16 protein-coding genes are annotated in these 18,305 nt (G+C 60.6%); 6 read left to right on the top strand and 10 right to left on the bottom strand.

All coding sequences use genetic code 11. From position 1 onward, the window contains the following. The first annotated feature begins 12 nt into the window (after window positions 1-12). A complete protein-coding gene (locus N2A41_RS15810) occupies window positions 13-837 on the top strand; it encodes a transglutaminase family protein (protein ID WP_260109207.1) in 825 nt (274 codons plus the stop codon). Between the two features lie 318 nt (window positions 838-1,155). Here N2A41_RS15810 and N2A41_RS15815 read toward each other — a convergent pair whose 3' ends face one another. From N2A41_RS15815 to chvE, 8 genes are all read right to left on the bottom strand, one after another. Then, the gene (locus tag N2A41_RS15815) at window positions 1,156-1,566 is read right to left on the bottom strand and encodes a type II toxin-antitoxin system VapC family toxin (RefSeq protein ID WP_260109208.1); all 411 of its coding nucleotides are present in this window, start codon (window positions 1,564-1,566) and stop codon (window positions 1,156-1,158) included. Next, complete coding sequence (locus N2A41_RS15820; protein WP_017965461.1) at window positions 1,563-1,805, bottom strand: type II toxin-antitoxin system Phd/YefM family antitoxin; 243 nt, start codon at window positions 1,803-1,805, stop codon at window positions 1,563-1,565. The genes N2A41_RS15815 and N2A41_RS15820 overlap by 4 nt, the downstream gene beginning before the upstream one ends. 113 nt (window positions 1,806-1,918) lie before the next feature. Next, window positions 1,919-3,658 carry an L-arabinonate dehydratase gene (araD, locus tag N2A41_RS15825; RefSeq protein ID WP_162116441.1) on the bottom strand — a complete coding sequence of 580 codons (1,740 nt, stop codon included), beginning with the start codon at window positions 3,656-3,658 and terminating at the stop codon, window positions 1,919-1,921. Between the two features lie 61 nt (window positions 3,659-3,719). Continuing rightward, on the bottom strand, window positions 3,720-5,153 hold the full coding sequence (locus N2A41_RS15830; protein ID WP_017965463.1) for an aldehyde dehydrogenase family protein: 1,434 nt from the start codon (window positions 5,151-5,153) through the stop codon (window positions 3,720-3,722). A 68-nt stretch (window positions 5,154-5,221) separates the two neighbouring features. After that, a complete protein-coding gene (araD1, locus tag N2A41_RS15835) occupies window positions 5,222-6,217 on the bottom strand; it encodes an AraD1 family protein (protein WP_222387046.1) in 996 nt (331 codons plus the stop codon). 119 nt (window positions 6,218-6,336) lie between these two features. Further along, window positions 6,337-7,548, bottom strand: coding sequence for a multiple monosaccharide ABC transporter permease (gene mmsB / locus N2A41_RS15840; RefSeq protein ID WP_017965465.1), 1,212 nt, complete (start codon window positions 7,546-7,548; stop codon window positions 6,337-6,339). Further along, window positions 7,545-9,083, bottom strand: coding sequence for a multiple monosaccharide ABC transporter ATP-binding protein (gene mmsA / locus N2A41_RS15845; RefSeq protein ID WP_164577199.1), 1,539 nt, complete (start codon window positions 9,081-9,083; stop codon window positions 7,545-7,547). Before mmsA ends, mmsB begins: the two co-directional genes overlap by 4 nt. Before the next feature lie 92 nt (window positions 9,084-9,175). Next, on the bottom strand, window positions 9,176-10,240 hold the full coding sequence (gene chvE, locus N2A41_RS15850) for a multiple monosaccharide ABC transporter substrate-binding protein (RefSeq protein WP_003561803.1): 1,065 nt from the start codon (window positions 10,238-10,240) through the stop codon (window positions 9,176-9,178). A 270-nt stretch (window positions 10,241-10,510) separates the two neighbouring features. Here chvE and N2A41_RS15855 point away from each other — a divergent pair, with 270 nt between their 5' ends. Together N2A41_RS15855 and N2A41_RS15860 are read left to right on the top strand one after the other, a co-directional pair. Beyond that, window positions 10,511-11,515, top strand: coding sequence for a LysR family transcriptional regulator (locus tag N2A41_RS15855; RefSeq protein WP_222387047.1), 1,005 nt, complete (start codon window positions 10,511-10,513; stop codon window positions 11,513-11,515). Between the two features lie 161 nt (window positions 11,516-11,676). After that, the gene (locus N2A41_RS15860) at window positions 11,677-12,147 is read left to right on the top strand and encodes a hypothetical protein (RefSeq protein WP_222387048.1); all 471 of its coding nucleotides are present in this window, start codon (window positions 11,677-11,679) and stop codon (window positions 12,145-12,147) included. On the opposite strand, the gene N2A41_RS15865 is transcribed toward N2A41_RS15860, so the two are convergent. Then, window positions 12,148-12,429 (bottom strand): hypothetical protein, encoded by a 282-nt coding sequence (locus tag N2A41_RS15865; protein WP_222387049.1) that lies wholly within the window; start codon window positions 12,427-12,429, stop codon window positions 12,148-12,150. Window positions 12,430-12,842: 413 nt separating this feature from the next. Between N2A41_RS15865 and iolG the strand changes: the two genes are divergently transcribed. Further along, window positions 12,843-13,835, top strand: a complete 993-nt coding sequence (gene iolG, locus N2A41_RS15870; protein ID WP_260109209.1) for an inositol 2-dehydrogenase — start codon at window positions 12,843-12,845, stop codon at window positions 13,833-13,835. 363 nt (window positions 13,836-14,198) lie between these two features. On the opposite strand, the gene N2A41_RS15875 is transcribed toward iolG, so the two are convergent. Continuing rightward, window positions 14,199-15,449: an ROK family transcriptional regulator gene (locus N2A41_RS15875; protein ID WP_260109210.1), complete on the bottom strand. Its 1,251-nt coding sequence runs from the start codon at window positions 15,447-15,449 to the stop codon at window positions 14,199-14,201. Between the two features lie 227 nt (window positions 15,450-15,676). Here N2A41_RS15875 and xylF point away from each other — a divergent pair, with 227 nt between their 5' ends. Both xylF and N2A41_RS15885 read left to right on the top strand, forming a co-directional pair. Further along, window positions 15,677-16,717: a D-xylose ABC transporter substrate-binding protein gene (xylF, locus tag N2A41_RS15880; protein WP_260109211.1), complete on the top strand. Its 1,041-nt coding sequence runs from the start codon at window positions 15,677-15,679 to the stop codon at window positions 16,715-16,717. Between the two features lie 266 nt (window positions 16,718-16,983). Next, complete coding sequence (locus N2A41_RS15885; RefSeq protein ID WP_260109212.1) at window positions 16,984-18,297, top strand: sugar ABC transporter permease; 1,314 nt, start codon at window positions 16,984-16,986, stop codon at window positions 18,295-18,297. The last annotated feature ends 8 nt before the right edge of the window (window positions 18,298-18,305 follow it).

Genomic DNA, 18,305 nt, shown 5'->3' on the forward strand with positions numbered 1-18,305 from the left:
GCGGATAACAATATGAGATTGAAGATCAGCCACCTCACCGAATACCGCTACGACGGACCGACTCAGTTCTCGCTGCAAAGGCTGCGGCTGACGCCGCCGACCAGCCCCGCTCAGAAAGTGCTCGGCTGGGCGCTGAACGTCGAGGGCGCCACGCCAGAAGTCGAATATGACGACCAGTACGGCAATCACGTCAATCTGGTCTCGCTGGAAGGCGAGCAGGATGTGACGCGCATCCTTGCCGAAGGCGAGGTCGAGACGGAGGACAACAACGGCGTCACCGGCCCGCATACCGGCTTCTGCCCGCTTTGGCTCTTCCTGCGCGACACGCCATTGACCAAGGGCGGCAAGCTGGTCAAGGAACTGATCAAGGACGTCGGTGGCGATAACGAGCTCGCCCGTATGCACGCGCTGATGGCAGCAATCCACCAGACGGTCGATTATAAACCCGGCACCAGCAACACCGAGACGACGGCCGAACAGGCGCTGGAGAAGAAGAGCGGTGTCTGCCAGGACCATGCGCATATTTTCATCGCCGCCGCCCGCGCCCTGCAGGTGCCGGCGCGTTACATCTCCGGTTATTTGATGATGGAAGAAAAGATCGAACAGGCTGCGACCCATGCATGGGCCGAGGCCCATATTCCCGGCCTCGGCTGGGTCGGCTTCGATCCCGCCAACGAGATCTGCCCGGATGCGCGCTACATCAGAGTCGCCTCCGGTCTCTGCTATCGCGACGCCGCGCCGATTTCAGGCATGCGCATCGGCACGCCGGGCGAAACGCTGTCGGTCACCGTGAAGGTCGAGGACGGCGGACAAATGCAAAGCCAGAGCCAGAGCTGAGCGGAGCGTACAGATAGTTTTACCGCACCCTGCGAACGGCCGATAGAATAGCCGCCGAGCCCCCCGAAACCAACATGAACTTGAATATAGAGACGGACGGTCCCGAAATTCCGCCTGCTTCCGGCGTGTGGCGCACGTCATAATTGCCGTTCGTCAATTTTTCATTGGCCGCAAATGGCGGCGATCCGTGCGCTCTTCGAACATGGTGCCAACGAGGATCGCAGCATGGCGGTCTCAAACGGCAAGAGCAGGATTGTTTTGGGCCGCCGGATACCATGGCCCCGTCCCAAGACAGCAACTGACGGCTCCACCCAAAGCCTATCCCGCTGCAAGAACCTGGAGGTGCCCGCGCGCGCCGTAGCTGAGGATCGCCTGGTCGGCCGTAAGTAACGGGACGCGGTGAAAACGGGCTGTTGCAGCGATGATGCGGTCGGCGGGATCGGCATGAAACTCGCCAGGCAGCCGACCACTGTCTATCGCGATGGAAGGCTCAATCGGTGCGAGCTGGATACCGGGCAGAGACAATGCGCTATCGATCCATCGACCGACATCGTCGCCGAGCGCCAGGCGTCCCTTCTGAACAAGCAAGGCGATTTCCCAAGGTGTAATCGCCGAAACCAGAATCCGGCTTTTCTCCGTCATCTCGTCGATGATGCGCCGGGCTTGTGATCCGAGGCGCGCATCGTCCTGCATTGCCCAGACGAGGATATGCGTGTCGATGACGATCAACGAACGGCGTCCCAATCTTCTGCTTCAGCAGCCGGAGATAGCGGATCGTCATAGCGCAATACGCTGCCCTTCATCGCGCCGATGATACTTCTGCGTCCGCTCGTGTCACGTGCCGGCGAAAGCACGGCAACCGGCCTGCCGCGCTTGGTGATGACGATAGATTCGTCGTCCTTCCCCATCTGGTCGATAAGGTTTAGGCACTTCGCCTTGAACTCGGCCGCGCCGACTGTCTTGGACATGACTATATCTCCTGTACATCTATACGGAATATAGGGCCATTTCCGCATTGAACAAGTGCAAAGAAAAAGGCGGGGTGGTGCCCCGCCTTTTTCTCGTTATGGATTGAACCGCGCTAGTGGCTGTCCTTGCCGACCGCATTTCCGCGACATCCTTTGAGGAAGTCGAGGTCGGCGCCGGTATCGGCCCCTTCGACATGCTGCTGATGCAGGAAGGCATAACCGGATGTGGGCAGATCATGGTTCGGCTGCCATTCGGCGAGCCGCCGTGCCAGTTCCTCCTCGGAAACGTCGAGATGCAGCCGACGGTTCGGCACATCCAGCTCGATCATGTCGCCGTTTTTCACGACCGCGAGCGGCCCGCCGACCGCCGCTTCCGGCGATGTGTGCAGCACGACGGTGCCGTAGGCCGTTCCCGACATGCGGGCGTCGGAAATGCGCACCATATCGAGGATGCCCTTCTTGAGCACCTTCGGCGGCAGCCCCATATTGCCGACCTCGGCCATCCCGGGATAGCCCTTCGGCCCACAGTTCTTCATGACCATGATGCAGGTTTCGTCGATATCGAGGTTATCGTCATTGATCTTGGCCTTGTAGTCATCGATGTCCTCGAACACGACAGCCCTGCCCCGGTGCACCAGCAGATGCGGCGAAGCCGCCGAAGGCTTCAACACCGCGCCCTTCGGCGCGAGGTTGCCGCGCAGCACGACGATGCCGCCCGAAGCTGTCAGCGCCTTTTCGGCCGGCAGGATAACGTCTTCGTTCCAGTTGACGACGTCCTTGACCTCGTCCCAGACGGTTTCGCCTGATACCGTCAGCGCATCCTTGTGCAGGAGGCCCGCCTCGCCGAGGCGCTTCAGCACCACCGGCAAGCCGCCGGCATAGAAGAACTCCTCCATCAGGTACTTGCCCGACGGCATCAGGTTGACGATGGTGGGCACGTCACGGCCGCAACGGTCCCAGTCGTCAAGCGAAAGATCGATGCCGACACGGCCGGCGATGGCGAGCAGATGGATGACGGCATTGGTCGATCCGCCGATGGCCGCGTTGGTGCGGATGGCATTTTCGAAGGCATGCTTCGTCATGATCTCGGAGGGCTTCAGGTCGTCCTTGACCATTTGCACGATACGCCGGCCTGTCAGCTGCGCCATGACCTTGCGGCGGGAATCGACGCCCGGGATCGCGGCGTTGCCGGAAAGCGCCATGCCGAGCGCCTCGGCCATGGAAGCCATGGTGGAGGCGGTACCCATGGTGTTGCAGGTGCCCGACGAACGGCTCATCGAGGCTTCCGCCTCGAGGAATTCGGCCTGCGTCATCTCGCCGGCCTTCACCATTTCGGAAAACTTCCACAGATGCGTGCCCGAGCCGACGCGCTCACCACGGAAATAGCCGTTCAGCATCGGGCCGCCAGTGACGACGATCGACGGCAGGTCGCAGGAAGCGGCCCCCATGATAAGTGATGGCGTGGTCTTGTCGCAGCCGACCAACAATACGCAGCCATCCATCGGCTGGCCGCGGATCGCCTCTTCCACCGCAAGCGCCGCAAGATTGCGGTACATCATCGCGGTCGGACGGAAGGTGTTTTCGGATGCTGAGAACACCGGTACCTCAAGTGGGAAGCCGCCGGCCTCCCATACGCCCGCCTTGACCTTCTCGGCGAGCTCTCTGAGATGACCGTTGCACGGGGTCATATCCGACCAGGTGTTGAGGATGCCGATCACCGGCCGACCGTCGAACAGGTCGTGCGGATAACCCTGGTTCTTAAGCCAGCCGCGATGATAGATCACATCGCGGCTCGTACCGCCGTACCATTCCTGCGACCTCAGCCTGCGCGGCCATTCCGCTTTCTTTTTCATAGTCTCTATCCTTCAGGATATCGCCGGATCGCCTCGTATGGCCCGGGTTATCGCACTTGTCTCAAGCCAGGGTGTAGGCGGTCTTGACGGTTGTGTAGAATTCGGCGGCGTACTTGCCCTGCTCGCGCGGACCGTAGGACGAACCCTTGCGGCCGCCGAACGGCACGTGGAAATCGACGCCTGCCGTCGGCAGGTTCACCATCACCATGCCGGCCTCGGAATTGCGCTTGAAGTGCGTCGCATGTTTCAGGCTGGTTGTGGCGATGCCGGCCGAAAGGCCGAACGGCGTATCGTTAGCAATGGCAAGCGCCTCGTCGTAATCCTTCGCCCGGATCACCGAGACCACAGGCCCGAAGATCTCCTCGCGCGAAATCCGCATCTGGTTGGTCGCCTCGGTAAACAGCGTCGGCTGCAGGTAGAAGCCGGGCGTGTCGCGCGAGATCACCTCGCCGCCGAAGGCGAGTTTGGCGCCTTCCGACTTGCCGATATCGATATAGTCGGTATCGGTCTTCAACTGCCGCTCATCGACGACAGGGCCGATATGAGTGCCGGCCTTCAGGGCGTTGTCGACGACCAGCGTCTTCAGCTTGTCGGTGAGTGCTGCGACGAACTTGTCGTGAATGCCTTCGGTGACGATCAGCCGCGAGGAGGCGGTGCAGCGTTGGCCGGTCGAGAAGAAGCCGGAATTGGCGGCCGCCTCGACGGCGACGTTGAGATCGGCATCGTCGAGCACGACCATCGGGTTCTTGCCGCCCATTTCCAGCTGGAACTTGCGGTTATGCTCGATGGAGGCGGCGGCGACACGTCTGCCGGTGCCGGTGGAACCGGTGAAGGTGATGCCGTGAACGTCGGGGCTTTCGAGCATGGCCTGACCGACCACCGAGCCCTTGCCCATGACGAGGTTCAGCACGCCCTTCGGCAGGCCGGCGCGGTGCAGGATGTCGACGATCGCCCAGGAACAGGCGGGCACCAGTTCGGCCGGCTTGAAGACGACGGTGTTGCCGTAGCAGAGCGCCGGCGCGATCTTCCAGGCGGGAATGGCGATCGGGAAATTCCACGGCGTGATGATGCCGATGACGCCGAGAGCCTCGCGGGTGATCTCGATGCCGATATTCGGACGAACCGACGGGAGAACCTCGCCGGCCAACCGCAGTGCCTCGCCGGCAAAGAATTCGAAGATTTGCGAAGCGCGGATCACCTCGCCGGTCGCCTCCGGCAGCGTCTTGCCTTCTTCGCGGGCAAGCAACGCACCGAGCTCGTCTTTGCGCGCCATGATCTCGTCGCCGGCCTTCTTCAGGATGACGTGGCGCTCCCAGATGCCGGAGCGCGACCAGGCCGGGAAGGCGGCCTTGGCGGCGGCAATGGCGTTTCTCGTGTCATCAGCGCTGCCGTCGGCATAGAGGCCGACGATCTCGTTCGTATCCGACGGGTTGATGTTCTTCGTCGCGTTCGAGCCGACCCATTCGCCGGCGATCAGGTTTTGATAAATGGTCATGGGCTCAACAAGCCTCCTCTACCGTTTACGAGCATGATCCGACCGCCGAATGCGGCCGGGTCTTCAAATCAGAGCTGCCTGACGGCGATCTCTTCCTCGGCGGCCACCTCAAGCGGATTGCGGAGCGCCAAGCCGAATTCGGCGACTTCGATCTCGAACACATCGCCCTCTTCGGTCTTGACGCCGTCGGCAAAGGAAAGGGTCGCCGTACCAAACATATGGACGTGAACATCGCCCGGAACACGGAAGAGGCCATATTTAAAATGGTGGTATTCCAGATTGGCGAAGGTGTGCGACATGTTCGCCTCACCGGACAGGAACGGCTTTTCGAAAATCACCTTGTCACCGCGCTTGATGCGCGAGGTGCCGCGAATATCTTCCGGGGCCGCGCCGACGCGGATTTCCGGGCCGAAGCTTGCCGGACGCAGCTTCGAATGGGCGAGATAGAGATAGTTGATCCGCTCGGTGACGTGATCGGAAAATTCGTTCGACAGCGCAAAGCCGATACGGAAGGGCGAGCCGTCCTTGGCGATCACGTAGATGCCGGCCATTTCAGGCTCTTCGCCGCCATCGAGCGCGAAGGAAGGCGAAACCAGCGGCGCGCCGGGGGCTGCGGCTCCATAGCCGTTACCCTTGTAGAACCATTCAGGCTGGACGCCCTTTTCGCCGGCCTTCGGCTTGCCGTTCTCAAGGCCCATCTTGAACATCTTCATCGAGTCCGTCAGGGTTTCCTCGGCGGCTTCCGTGGTCTTTTTGTGCATGGAATCGCGCGTTGCCGCCGATCCCAAATGCGTCAGGCCAGTGCCGGTCAGATGCAGATGGGCGGCGTCGGGATGGGTGATCGGCGGCAAGAAGCGGCCTTCCGCATAGGCCTTTTCAAGATCAACAGCGTCCCCGTAGCCATGCACCTCGATGACTGAGGCAAGGGACTTGCCGCCGTCTGCGGCCTCCATCGCCAGCGCATAGACGCTGACGGCGTTCTTGACCGACTTGGCAACGCCGCCCGGCTCGCGAACGGCAACGACGATCTCTCCGTTTGCACCCTTGATCTGTGAAATAAGCACGTCTTCGATCCTTCTAGTTTCGGCGAAGACAGGAAAAAGCTCCGCCTGTCCGGCTCCATCAGGAGCCGGAATCCATCATTCATAGGACTGCGAATGCCTGGCTGGCGCTTAGGAAGCGCTCAGCCCTTGTTCTTATTGTAGACGTCGAAGAACACGGCGGCGAGGAGCACCGCGCCTTTGACCATCTGCTGCGAATCGGTGCCGAGACCGTGGATCGACATGCCGTTGTTCATGATGCCCATGATCAGAGCGCCGATAACAGCGCCGGTCACCTTGCCGACGCCGCCCTGGGCGGATGCGCCGCCGATGAAGCAGGCCGCGATCACGTCGAGTTCGAGACCGAAGCCGCCCTTGGCCGTTGCCGAGTTGAGACGCAGGGCAACGATCAGTCCGGCCAGTCCGGCAAGCAGGCCCATGTTTGCGAACGTCAGGAAGGTCAGCCGCTCGGTGTTGATACCGGAAAGCTTCGTCGCCTTCTCATTGCCGCCCATGGCGTAGATGCGGCGGCCGATCGTCGTGCGGCGGGTAATGAAGGCATAGGCAGCCACCAGAACAAGCATGACCATCAGCACATTCGGGAAGCCGCGATAGATCGACAGCTGGTAACCGAGCACCAGAATGGCGAAGGTGACGAGGGCGTTCTGGACGAGGAAAAAGCCCAGCGGCTCGACGTCATTGCCATGCTTTTCATTCGATAGGCGCTTGCGCCATGCCAGGTAGAAGAGGGTTACCGCGCCGACAACGGTCAGAATGATCGAGGTCGAGTTGATGCCGCCCATATCGAAAGCGTTCGGCAGGAAGCCGATGCTGATCAGCTGGAAAGCCGGCGGGAAAGGACCGATGCTGGTGCCGGTCCCCGATGCCGTCATCACGAACAGCGTCAGGCCGCGGAAGACCAGCATGCCGGCCAGTGTGACGATGAAGGACGGGATCTTGTGATAAGCGACGAAATAGCCCTGGACGCCGCCGACAAGCGCGCCCATGGCAAGGCAGATGATACCCGCCAGGACATAGTTGGTGTGCCATTGCACCGTCATCACGCCAGCGATGGCGCCGATGAAGCCGACGACCGAGCCGACAGAAAGATCGATATGGCCGGCGACGATCACCAGCAGCATGCCGAGCGCCATGATGACGATGAACGAGTTCTGCAGAATGATGTTTGTCAGGTTGAGCGGCCTGAAGAGAACGCCACCGGTCGAGAACTGGAAGAACACCATGATCGCGATGAGGGCGATAAACATGCCGTATTCGCGGATGTTGCCGCGAACGTAGTCTCCGACCGAGACGACACGCCCCTGCTCAGCGATGGGTTGATTGATCGGCGTCATTGTTTCTTCTCCCCTGAGCGCATGATAGCGCGCATGATGGTTTCCTGGCTTGCTTCTCCCTTCGGCAGTTCTGCGACGATGCGTCCTTCGTTCATCACGTAGATGCGGTCACACGTTCCGAGCAGTTCGGGCATTTCCGACGAGATCATCAGAACGCCCTTTCCATCGGCGGCAAGCTGGTTGATGATAGTATAAATTTCATATTTTGCGCCAACATCGATGCCGCGCGTCGGCTCGTCGAGGATCAAAATATCCGGATCGGAGAACAGCCACTTCGACAGCACCACCTTCTGCTGGTTGCCACCGGAAAGATTGACCGCCTCCTGGAAGATGCTGGAGGAACGGATGCGCAACTTCGACCGATAGTCGGTCGCAACCCTGGATTCCTTGACGCTGTCGATAACGGACGCATTCGACACCGCCTTCAAATTGACGAGCGTCGTGTTGTGCAGGATCGTGTCGTTGAGGACGAGGCCGAGTTGCTTGCGGTCTTCGGTAACGTAGGCGAGACCTGCGTCAATCGCCTTGCGCACGGTGCTGACGTCGACCGGCTTGCCGTGCATCAGCGCCTCGCCCGAAACCTTGTGGCCATAGGCCTTGCCGAACAGGCTCATGGCGAATTCGGTGCGCCCCGCCCCCATCAGACCAGCGATACCAACGACTTCGCCCTTGCGGACTGTGATGTTGATATTGTGCAGGACCTGACGGTCGCGGTGCTGCTGATGATAAGCGTTCCAGTTCTTGACTTCGAGAATGGTTTCGCCGATCGGCACCGAACGCGGAGGATAGCGGTCCTCGAGATCGCGACCGACCATGTTACGAATGATGATGTCTTCGCTGATCTCGTCCGCGTGACAGTCGAGCGTCTTGACCGTCATGCCGTCGCGCAGGACCGTGATCTGGTCGGCGACCTTGCGGATCTCGTTCAGCTTATGGGAAATGATGATCGAAGTGATGCCCTGCTTGCGGAACTCCATGAGCAGAGTGAGCAGCGCGTCGGAATCGCGTTCATTGAGCGAAGCGGTCGGCTCGTCCAGGATGAGCAGCTTGACGCTCTTCGACAGCGCCTTGGCGATCTCGACGAGCTGCTGCTTGCCGACGCCGATGTCGGTCACCAGTGTGTTCGGAGATTCGGACAGGCCTACTTTCTTCAGCAGCTGCTTCGTGCGGTTGAATGTCTCGTCCCAGCTGATGACGCCGCTCTTGGCATTCTCGTTGCCGAGGAAGATATTTTCGCCGATCGACAGCAACGGCACGAGCGCCAGTTCCTGGTGAATGATGACGATGCCGATTTCTTCTGAGTCCTTCAGGACCTTGAAGTTGCGCGTCTCGCCTTCGTAGACGATGTCGCCTTCATAGCTTCCTGTGGGATAGACGCCTGATAGCACTTTCATCAGGGTCGATTTGCCGGCCCCGTTTTCGCCCACCAATGCGTGGATTTCACCCTGGCGAACCTTGAGGTTCACATTCTCCAGCGCCTTGACGCCCGGGAACGTCTTGGTGATGCTCCGCATTTCGAGGATGGTATTGTCCATAGTCAAAGTTCCAGCGCCGACAGCCGTCAAGCGGCTGGGCGATCATAAAATCGAAGACCGGAACCCGCAAGCGCGGGTTCCGGTCCTTCTCATTACTTCAGCTTGTCTTCAGAGTAGTAACCGCTGTCGACGAGGATCTGCTTGTAGTTGGTCTTGTCGACGGCAACCGGCTTCAGCAGATAGGACGGAACGACCTTGACGCCGTTGTCGTAGGTCTTCGTGTCGTTGACCTCAGGCTCCTTGCCAGACATGACGGCGTCGACCATGGCAACAGTGACCTTGGCGAGTTCGCGGGTGTCCTTGAAGATCGTCGAGTGCTGTTCGCCAGCGATGATCGACTTGACCGACGGGATTTCAGCGTCCTGACCGGTGACGATCGGGAGCGGCTGAGCCGCGGTACCGTAACCAACGCCCTTCAGCGAGGAGATGATACCGATGGACAGACCGTCGTAAGGCGACAGGACGGCATCGACCTTGGCGTCGGTGTAGTTGGCCGAGAGCAGGTTGTCCATGCGGGCCTGGGCCGTTGCCGGATCCCAACGCAGTGTGCCGACCTTGTCCATGCCGGTCTGGCCGGACTTCACGACGAGCTTGCCGCTGTCGATGTAGGGCTGCAGGACGGACATTGCGCCATCATAGAAGAAGAAGGCGTTGTTGTCGTCCGGCGAGCCGCCGAACAGTTCGATGTTGAACGGGCCCTTGCCGTCCTTGAGGCCGAGGCCGTCAACGATGGAGCCGGCCTGCAGAACGCCGACCTGGAAGTTGTCGAAAGTGGCGTAGTAGTCGACGTTGCCCGAATCGCGGATCAGGCGGTCGTAAGCGATGACCTTGATGCCGGCGTCATGTGCCTTCTGGAGAACGTCGGAAAGCGTCGTGCCGTCGATCGAAGCGATGACGAGAACCTTGGCACCCTTGGTGACCATGTTCTCGATCTGCGAAAGCTGGTTCGGAATGTCATCGTCGCCATACTGCAGGTCAGTGCCGTAACCGGCAGCCTGCAGCTGCTTGACGATGTTGTTGCCGTCATCGATCCAGCGGGCAGAAGCCTTGGTCGGCATCGCAATACCGACGGTGCCCTTATCCGCGGCCAGAGCCGGTGCAACGAACGAAGCGACGCCGAAGGCAGCCGCGGCCATCAATGAGATAATGGATTTCATTTCTCTCTCCCTTGTTAATAAGCAGCGGACGAAAAATCGCCCGCCCCGAAACTGTGGCAGGTTCCGTATTGGATAGTTACTTCAGATGGTGAGAAACGAAGTAGGTCTCCTCCACGATCTCACACGTGTTGAGTGCCAACCAGCACACGGCGGCAAACTGGTATGGATTCCTATAACTGTCAAATAGAATAAGTGCTAACGTGCATAACAATTTTGGTATATCGTTAAAAAGTATTACTTTTGATGGAGCGCAGCGAGGAGGCTGCTACCATGGCGATTATTTCTGAGCCATTTTTGATGGATCACGTCGATATCCACAGCGATAATTTCGGCGATGACGGCCTTTTGCGTGCAGGACTTAAGCTGAATCACCTGCGCATGATCGTCGCAATCGAAGATAGTGGACAGATTTCCGCAGCTGCGGAAGTCCTGAACATTTCGCAGCCCGCCGCATCGCGCATGTTGTCCGAAATGGAATCGATCACCAAGACGTCGCTCTATGAGCGCGTGGCCCGCGGCGTGGTGCTGACGACCTTCGGCGTAGCGCTTGCCAGAAGAGCCAGGAAGATCCTCCTGGAGCTGCGCGAGGCGAGCCGCGAGATCGGCGAACTGAAAAGCGGCAAGGGCGGGTCGGTCTTCATCGGCGCGGTGACGGCGCCGGCCATGAGCCTTGTCGTGCCGGCAATCAACAAGGTGCGCAAAGCCTATCCAGGCATCGAGATCAACATCCAGGTGGAGACGAGCAACGTGCTTGCCCGCGAGCTACTCGCCGCCCGCCACGACTTCGTCATCGGCCGCATTCCCGATGATCTCAACCCGCGCCTGTTCGAGGTGACCGAGATCGGCATCGAACGGGCTTGCCTGATCGTGCGCAGCCGCCATCCGCTCATGAAGCAGAAGACGAGCAGCCTCTCCGACGTCAGGGATTACGACTGGGTGTTCCAGCCGCCGGGCACGCTGCTGCGCCGCACGATCGAGGACGTTTTCCTGTCGCGTGGCGTGGCGCTGCCCGAAAACATCGTCAACACCTCCTCGCTGCTTCTGACCTGCGCCATCATCTGCGAAACCGATGCGATCGCTCCCGTTGCCGTCGACGTCGCCCAGTTCCTTGCCAGCCAGGGCTCGAATGCCTCTGATGTGCGCATGCTGCCGATCGATTTCGACATCAACGTCAAACCCTACAGCATGATCACGGCCAGGGAACGGGCGCTGCCGCCGAGTGCGCGGCTGCTCTACGACATTATCCTCGAGGAGAGCCACAAGCAGGCCGGCTGACGACAGCCGCAAGCCCTGCGCCATCTTGCTCTCTTTTAATGCGCCTGGAGCAATTCCAGCAAAACTGTGCAGCGGTTTTAACGTCCGGAATTACGCGAACAAAAAGATAGAGCATTTCCGTGGTTCGAAGAAAAAACGGAGATGCTCTCAAGGAAGGCGGGATGCTGTTCGGACAGTCGGTATTTCAATCAGTCCTCGAGCGGCTGATGGCGGAGGATGAGACGACCGAAGACGCCGAAGCCCCGGCGGCCCATCGTGTCTCCGGTCTCGGCACCGGGCTTGCCTTCGATGTGATGGCGGGCGTCTCAGTCGCCTCGCAGCGCGTTGGCCAGGCCTATTTCGACAATCTGGAACTCGATGCTGTCGCTGGGGTCGTGGAGAAACCGGCGCCTGCGCCTCCAACCGAGCCCATCATGCCGGATCATCTCGTCCGCACGACTCCGCAGGAGGTTGCCGAGGAATTGGCGATCTCCGCCGCCGATACGTTGCTGACACTCCGCGAGAAGCGCCGCGCCTTCGCGCGCGCCAATCATCCCGATGGCGTTGAATTGCCCTTCCGTGACAATGCGACGAGGCGCATGATGCTGGCCAATCTGCTGATCGACGAAGCGCTGCGGCGATTGAGCCGCTGACTATTCCGCCTGCCCGTCCTTCGAAGGTTTTTCAGCGGCCGCCGCGGGTTCGTCCTCGTCCTCGGCGTCAGGCTGCACGGGCGGCTCGATGGCCGGAGGCTGCGGATTGAAGGTCCAGAACAGCATATAGAAGGAATAGGCGCCTGCCCCGCCGGCCAGCACCGCCCAGAACGGATCGCCGGTGACAAGTTCGACCACGGCCCAGCCGAAGCAAACGGCAACGATGGCAATCCGCACCCAGAGGCGCCGATATGCCGGATGAGTCGGATCGATGAGTTTCATTCCTTGCCCCGCGGTCGCATTTGTCGCACGGCCGGCGGCCCGTGCCGCGATTGTCTCTAGAGCATGATGCCGAAAAGTGTAAGCGGTTTTCGGACGACGTCATGCTCTGACTATATAATGCAGGACAGGATTCAGATTTTAGGCCGACCGGCCTAAAATCATTCTGTTCTAGGGCCTTTCCTGGTCAGATTAAACTGAAAGGCCGGGCATCTTTCCGCCAGGATCAGGCGATCGGCTCCGCCCTGACCAAAATCTGCTCCGGCAGAATACTTCAATCCGACTGGGACAGGCTCTGGTTCGAATCTTGCAAATGTGAAAGATCCGCGGGCTTGACGTGGTCCACAGAAGATGGAATGAAAATTCCAGAATTTTGGCAATTCGGTTTATTTGTTCCGAATTCAAGGGAGGTTAAAATGAGAGTGAGATTTGGTCTTCTCGGCGCCGGCCGCATTGGCAAGGTCCATGCAAAAGCCGTCAGCGGCGACGCCAATGCGACGCTCGTCGCGGTCGCAGACGCCTTTCCGCAGACTGCCGAAGCAATCGCCTCCGCCTATGGCTGCGAGGTCCGCACCATCGACGCGATCGAGGCAGCCAAGGATATAGACGCCGTCGTCATCTGCACGCCGACGGATACACATGCCGACCTGATCGAGCGTTTCGCCCGCGCCGGCAAGGCGATCTTCTGCGAAAAGCCGATCGATCTCGACGTTGCCCGCGTCAAGGCCTGCATCAAGGTAGTGGAAGAGACCGGCGCCAAGCTGATGGTCGGCTTCAACCGCCGTTTCGACCCGCATTTCATGGCGGTGCGCAAAGTCATCGACGAAGGCAAGATCGGCGATGTCGAGATGGTGACGATCACCTCGCGCGACCCCGGCGCCCCGCCGGTCGACTATATCAAACGCTCCGGCGGTATCTTCCGCGACATGACGATCCATGACTTCGACATGGCCCGCTTCCTGCTCGGCGAAGAACCGGTGTCGGTTTTCGCGGCCGCCGCAGTTCTCGTCGACAAAGCGATCGGCGAAGCCGGCGACTATGACAGCGTCTCGGTGATCCTGCAGACGAAATCCGGCAAGCAGGCCGTCATATCCAACTCCCGCCGCGCAACCTATGGCTACGACCAGCGCATCGAAGCACATGGCTCCAAGGGCCTGGTCTCGGCCGAAAACCAGCGCCCGGTCTCCATCGAAGTCGCAAACGGCGACGGTTATACCCGCCCGCCGCTGCACGATTTCTTCATGACCCGCTATACCGAAGCCTATGCCAACGAGATCGCCAGCTTCATCGCCGCGATCGAGAAGGGCTCCAAGATCTCTCCATCAGGCGCCGATGGTCTCGCAGCGCTGGCACTCGCCGATGCCGCGGTTCAGTCCGTCAAGGAAGGCAAGCTCATCAAGATCGGCTGACGGCCCTCTCCCGGCCGGACGCCATGCATGAGATGGCCGGGCGCACGCCCGGCCATTTCGCGTTTTGCAGATATTCAAAGGGCGACGTGCGTGTTGCGTGCCCCTCTGCCCTACCGGGCATCTTCCCCACAGGCGGGAGATTGGCTGGACGCATCGGCTTCCCCAACAATCAGCATCCAGCACGGCGAAACAATAGATGGGCACGAAGTTCAAGCCACTTGTGATCTCCCCACGTGTGGGGGAGATGGCCGGCAGGCCCGAGGGGGGGTGCCACACGGCACGCCCCTCAAAGTCGCATACTGCCAGTTACTACCGATCAGCCCGTTGCTGCTGCAATCACCGCGCGTCGGTTGAAAGAAACCCTCAACCCGATTCCTGAATAATCGCGGATGCCTGGATTCCCTGAACGCCCGAAACAACGATATCCTCGTCGATCACCGACAGCGCCCGGTTCAAATGTCCTTCGAAGACGAGGATCTGCTCGTCGGCCACTACCCTGATCTCGGGCATGCCTTCCATGCGCACGATATGCGACTGCCCCAGCCCCTCTTCTATCCCTTGCCGAAGCAGGTCGTAATAACGCGTGCCCGGCCCGGTGATGGCGATCGGCATCCGCTCCGTCAGGCTCAGCATGCGCGACAGCCCGTTGCCGAGCGCCAGCCCCGCCTGGCGAAAGGCGAAGGCGGGGACGCGGTGGCCCTGGCGCGCCTTGGCAGCAATCTTGTCGAGTTCCGCCACAGGCACGAACTTTGCCGGAATCGTATCGAGCGGCACTTCGAAGGCGCTGCGCAGGATCGCGTAGAAACCGGCATAGGCCTCGATACAGCCGCGGGTACCGCAGCGGCAGAGCCCACCATTGGCCATGTGCAGCATGTGCCCGAAATTGGGCGCCGATATCTCCTGGCCTGTCTGGTTCCCGCGCCTGACGATGCCGAGACCGACGCTGTGGCCAAGCGAAAGGGCTGCGAGCGAGCGGAAATCAGCGCCCTTTACCATCTCCTCACGCGCGCCGAGCGCCGCTGCGACCAGCAGCGTCTCGTTGTCGAGGATCACCTTGGCCTGCCATTCCGGCCGGAGTGCTGATTCGAAATCGATCTGGTCGCTGCCGAAGATCGGCGACCAGACGAGAACCGGTTCCGTGGAATTGACCAGCCCCTTGCTGCTGATCGAGATCAGCAGCACCTTTTCTTGGCTGATCTTCGAGCGATCGAGAATGCGCAAAAGCCCCGCCCGCACCGCCGCGACGAAGCGGACGGCACCCGCCGGATCATGCGAACGTTCCTCGCTGAAGCGATCGATCAGTTTGCCGGCATAATCGACCAGCGAATATTGCACCGCATCCGAGGAGATGATGACGACGATGAGATAGCCGCAATCGCGCCGCTGGCGCAGCAGCACGCGCGGCCGACCGCGGCCGCTTGCCGGCTGCTGTTCTGATTTTTCGATGATCTGGGCTTTTTCCAGCTCAGTGGTGATCGCCGAAATGGTGGCCGATGACAGCCCGGTGGAATCGGATATTTCGGTATGCGCGAGCGCACCGTGGCGACGCAGCACGGACAGCACGAGCACGCTGTTTCTCTGCCGGACCAGCTCCGTGCTCGACTTGGTCAGCATGAATGCCGCCCTCTCCTCCTGCTTGCTCTTCCCTTGGTTTCCACTGCATCTCCAGCCGATGTTTCGCAAGGAAATTAAGCTGGCAGTGCAGTGTTGACAGTTGAAAAAATCTCTGACACTAAATTTCTCGACTGTCGAGAAAAAAATCCGAACCTTTCTCGACAGCTATTCGCGGTGGCCGGAGGAAGCATGGGCTGGGCCGGTCGCAATCCACTCGGGAGGACATTATGAAGTCTGTTTTGAAATTGATGGCCGGCGCGGCCATCCTCGTTTCCGTGCATACCGCTGCCATGGCTGCCGACCTCGTCGTCGGTGTTTCCTGGTCGAATTTCCAGGAAGAACGCTGGAAGACGGACGAAGCCGCCATCAAGAAGGCTCTCGAAGCCAAGGGCGCCAAGTATATTTCCGCTGACGCGCAATCTTCTGCCGCAAAGCAGCTTACCGACGTCGAATCGCTGATCTCGCAGGGCGCCAACGCGCTGATCATTCTCGCCCAGGACTCCGACGCCATCGGCCCAGCGATCGAAAAGGCGGCCGCTGAAGGCATCCCCGTCGTCGGCTACGACCGCCTGATCGAAAACCCGGCTGCTTTCTATATCACCTTCGACAACAAAGAAGTCGGCCGCCTGCAGGCTGAGGGCGTTTTCAAGGCCAAGCCGGAAGGCAATTACGTCTTCATCAAGGGTTCGTCTTCCGATCCGAACGCCGACTTCCTGTTCTCGGGCCAGCAGGAAGTCCTGAAGGCCGCCATCGACGCCGGCAAGATCAAGAATGTCGGCGAGGCCTATACCGACGGCTGGCTGCCGGAGAACGCTCAGCGCAACATGGAGCAGTTCCTGACCGCCAACAACAACAAGGTTGACGCCGTCGTCGCCTCGAATGACGGCACCGCCGGTGGCGCGATCGCTGCTCTCGACGCACAGGGCCTCGCCGGCTCCGTTCCGGTTTCCGGCCAGGACGGTGACAAGGCAGCCCTCAACCGCATAGCTCTCGGCACGCAGACGGTTTCCGTCTGGAAGGACAGCCGCGAACTCGGCAAGCGCGCCGCCGAAGTCGCTCTCGACCTCGCCGGCGGCAAGGACATGAGCAAGATCGACGGCGCCCAGGCTTTCAAGGGCGGTCCCAAGGGCGTCGAAATGCAGTCTGTCTTCCTGAAGCCGCTTGCGATCACCAAGGAAAACCTGAACGTCGTCATCGACGCCGGCTGGATCTCCAAGGCGGAAGCGTGCCAGGGCGTCAAGGCCGACAGCGTCGCTGCCTGCAAGTAAGTCAGGGCTTGTAAACTGGAATTGCCGGCGCCGCAGCGGAACACCGTTGCGGCGCCGGATGCGGATGAGAATTCCAACGACGAAGTTTTCTCCGCCTCGCCGCACCATCGCGGGTTTTCACTCCCTGCCGGAAGGGTGTCGCGACGCCACGCCACGGTTTCCGGAAGCATCGCGATGGTGAGTTGAAGAACAGACGCATGACGCCGATGGCAGCCTCTAGCACTCCGGCGCGTCCGTCCAAACAAAAATGGGGGAACGGCAAACCCATGGCCGAAATGGTAAAATCCACAACATCAAGCGGACCGCGAGCGGCGGAAGCCAGTCCGGTGACCCGCTTCTTCCGCGCCACCGAGATCGACACGCGTCTGCTCGGCATGATCGGCGCGCTCATCATCATCTGGATCGGTTTCCACATCATCACCGGCGGCCTCTTCCTGACCCCGCGCAATCTCTGGAACCTCTCGGTCCAGACGACCGACATCGCGGTGATGACGACGGGCATGGTGCTGATCATCGTCACCCGCAATATCGACCTGTCGGTCGGTTCCGTGCTCGGCCTCTGCGGCATGATCATGGGCGTGACGCAGGCAAAGATCCTGCCGGAATATATCGGCTTCGACAGCCCCTTCACCTGGATGATCACGCTGCTCGTCGGCCTGATCGCCGGCGGCCTGATCGGCACCTTCCAGGGCATGATCATCGCCTTCTTGAATGTTCCCTCCTTCATCGTGACACTCGGCGGCCTGCTCGTCTGGCGCGGCGCGACCTGGCTCGTCACCAGCGGCCAGACGGTTGCCCCGATGGACCAGACCTTCCGCATCATGGGCGGCGGCGCGGAAGGCTCGATCGGCGCCACCTGGAGCTGGATCGTCGGTATCGCCGCCTGCCTCTTCGTCATTGCCAGCATCATCGGCTCGCGCCATCAGCGCCGCCGCTTCGGTTTTCCGCGCCGGCCGATCTGGGCGGAATATTTCCTCGCCATTCTGAGCTGCGTGTTGATCCTCGGCGCGGTCTGGATCGCCAACAGCTATTACTGGCCGATCAACATCGCCAAGCGCTATGCGGAAGCCAACAATGTCCCCTGGCCCGAAACCGGCCTGGATATCCCCTACGGCATCGCCGTGCCGGTGCTGATCGCCATCGTCGTTGGCATCATCATGACCTTCATCGCCACACGGCTGCGCTTCGGCCGCTATGTCTTCGCGATCGGCGGCAACCCCGAAGCGGCCGAGCTCGCCGGTATCAAGACCCGCTGGGTCACCGTGCGCATCTTCGCGCTGATGGGCATTCTCGCGGCCATTGCAGCGGCGATTTCCACCGCCCGCCTCAATGCCGCTACGAACTCGCAGGGTACGCTCGACGAGCTCTACACCATCGCCGCCGCCGTCATTGGCGGAACGTCGCTGGCAGGCGGCACCGGCACGATCGCCGGCGCCATGCTCGGCGCGCTCGTCATGCAGTCGCTGCAATCCGGCATGGTGCTGGCGCATGTCGACACGCCGCTGCAGAGCGTCGTCGTCGGCACCGTCCTTGTCGTGGCGGTCTGGCTCGACACCGTCTACCGCGCCCGTGCCAAGTGAGAGGAGCC

Source organism: Rhizobium sp. SRDI969 (assembly GCF_025152725.1).
GTDB classification, from domain to species: domain Bacteria; phylum Pseudomonadota; class Alphaproteobacteria; order Rhizobiales; family Rhizobiaceae; genus Rhizobium; species Rhizobium leguminosarum_I.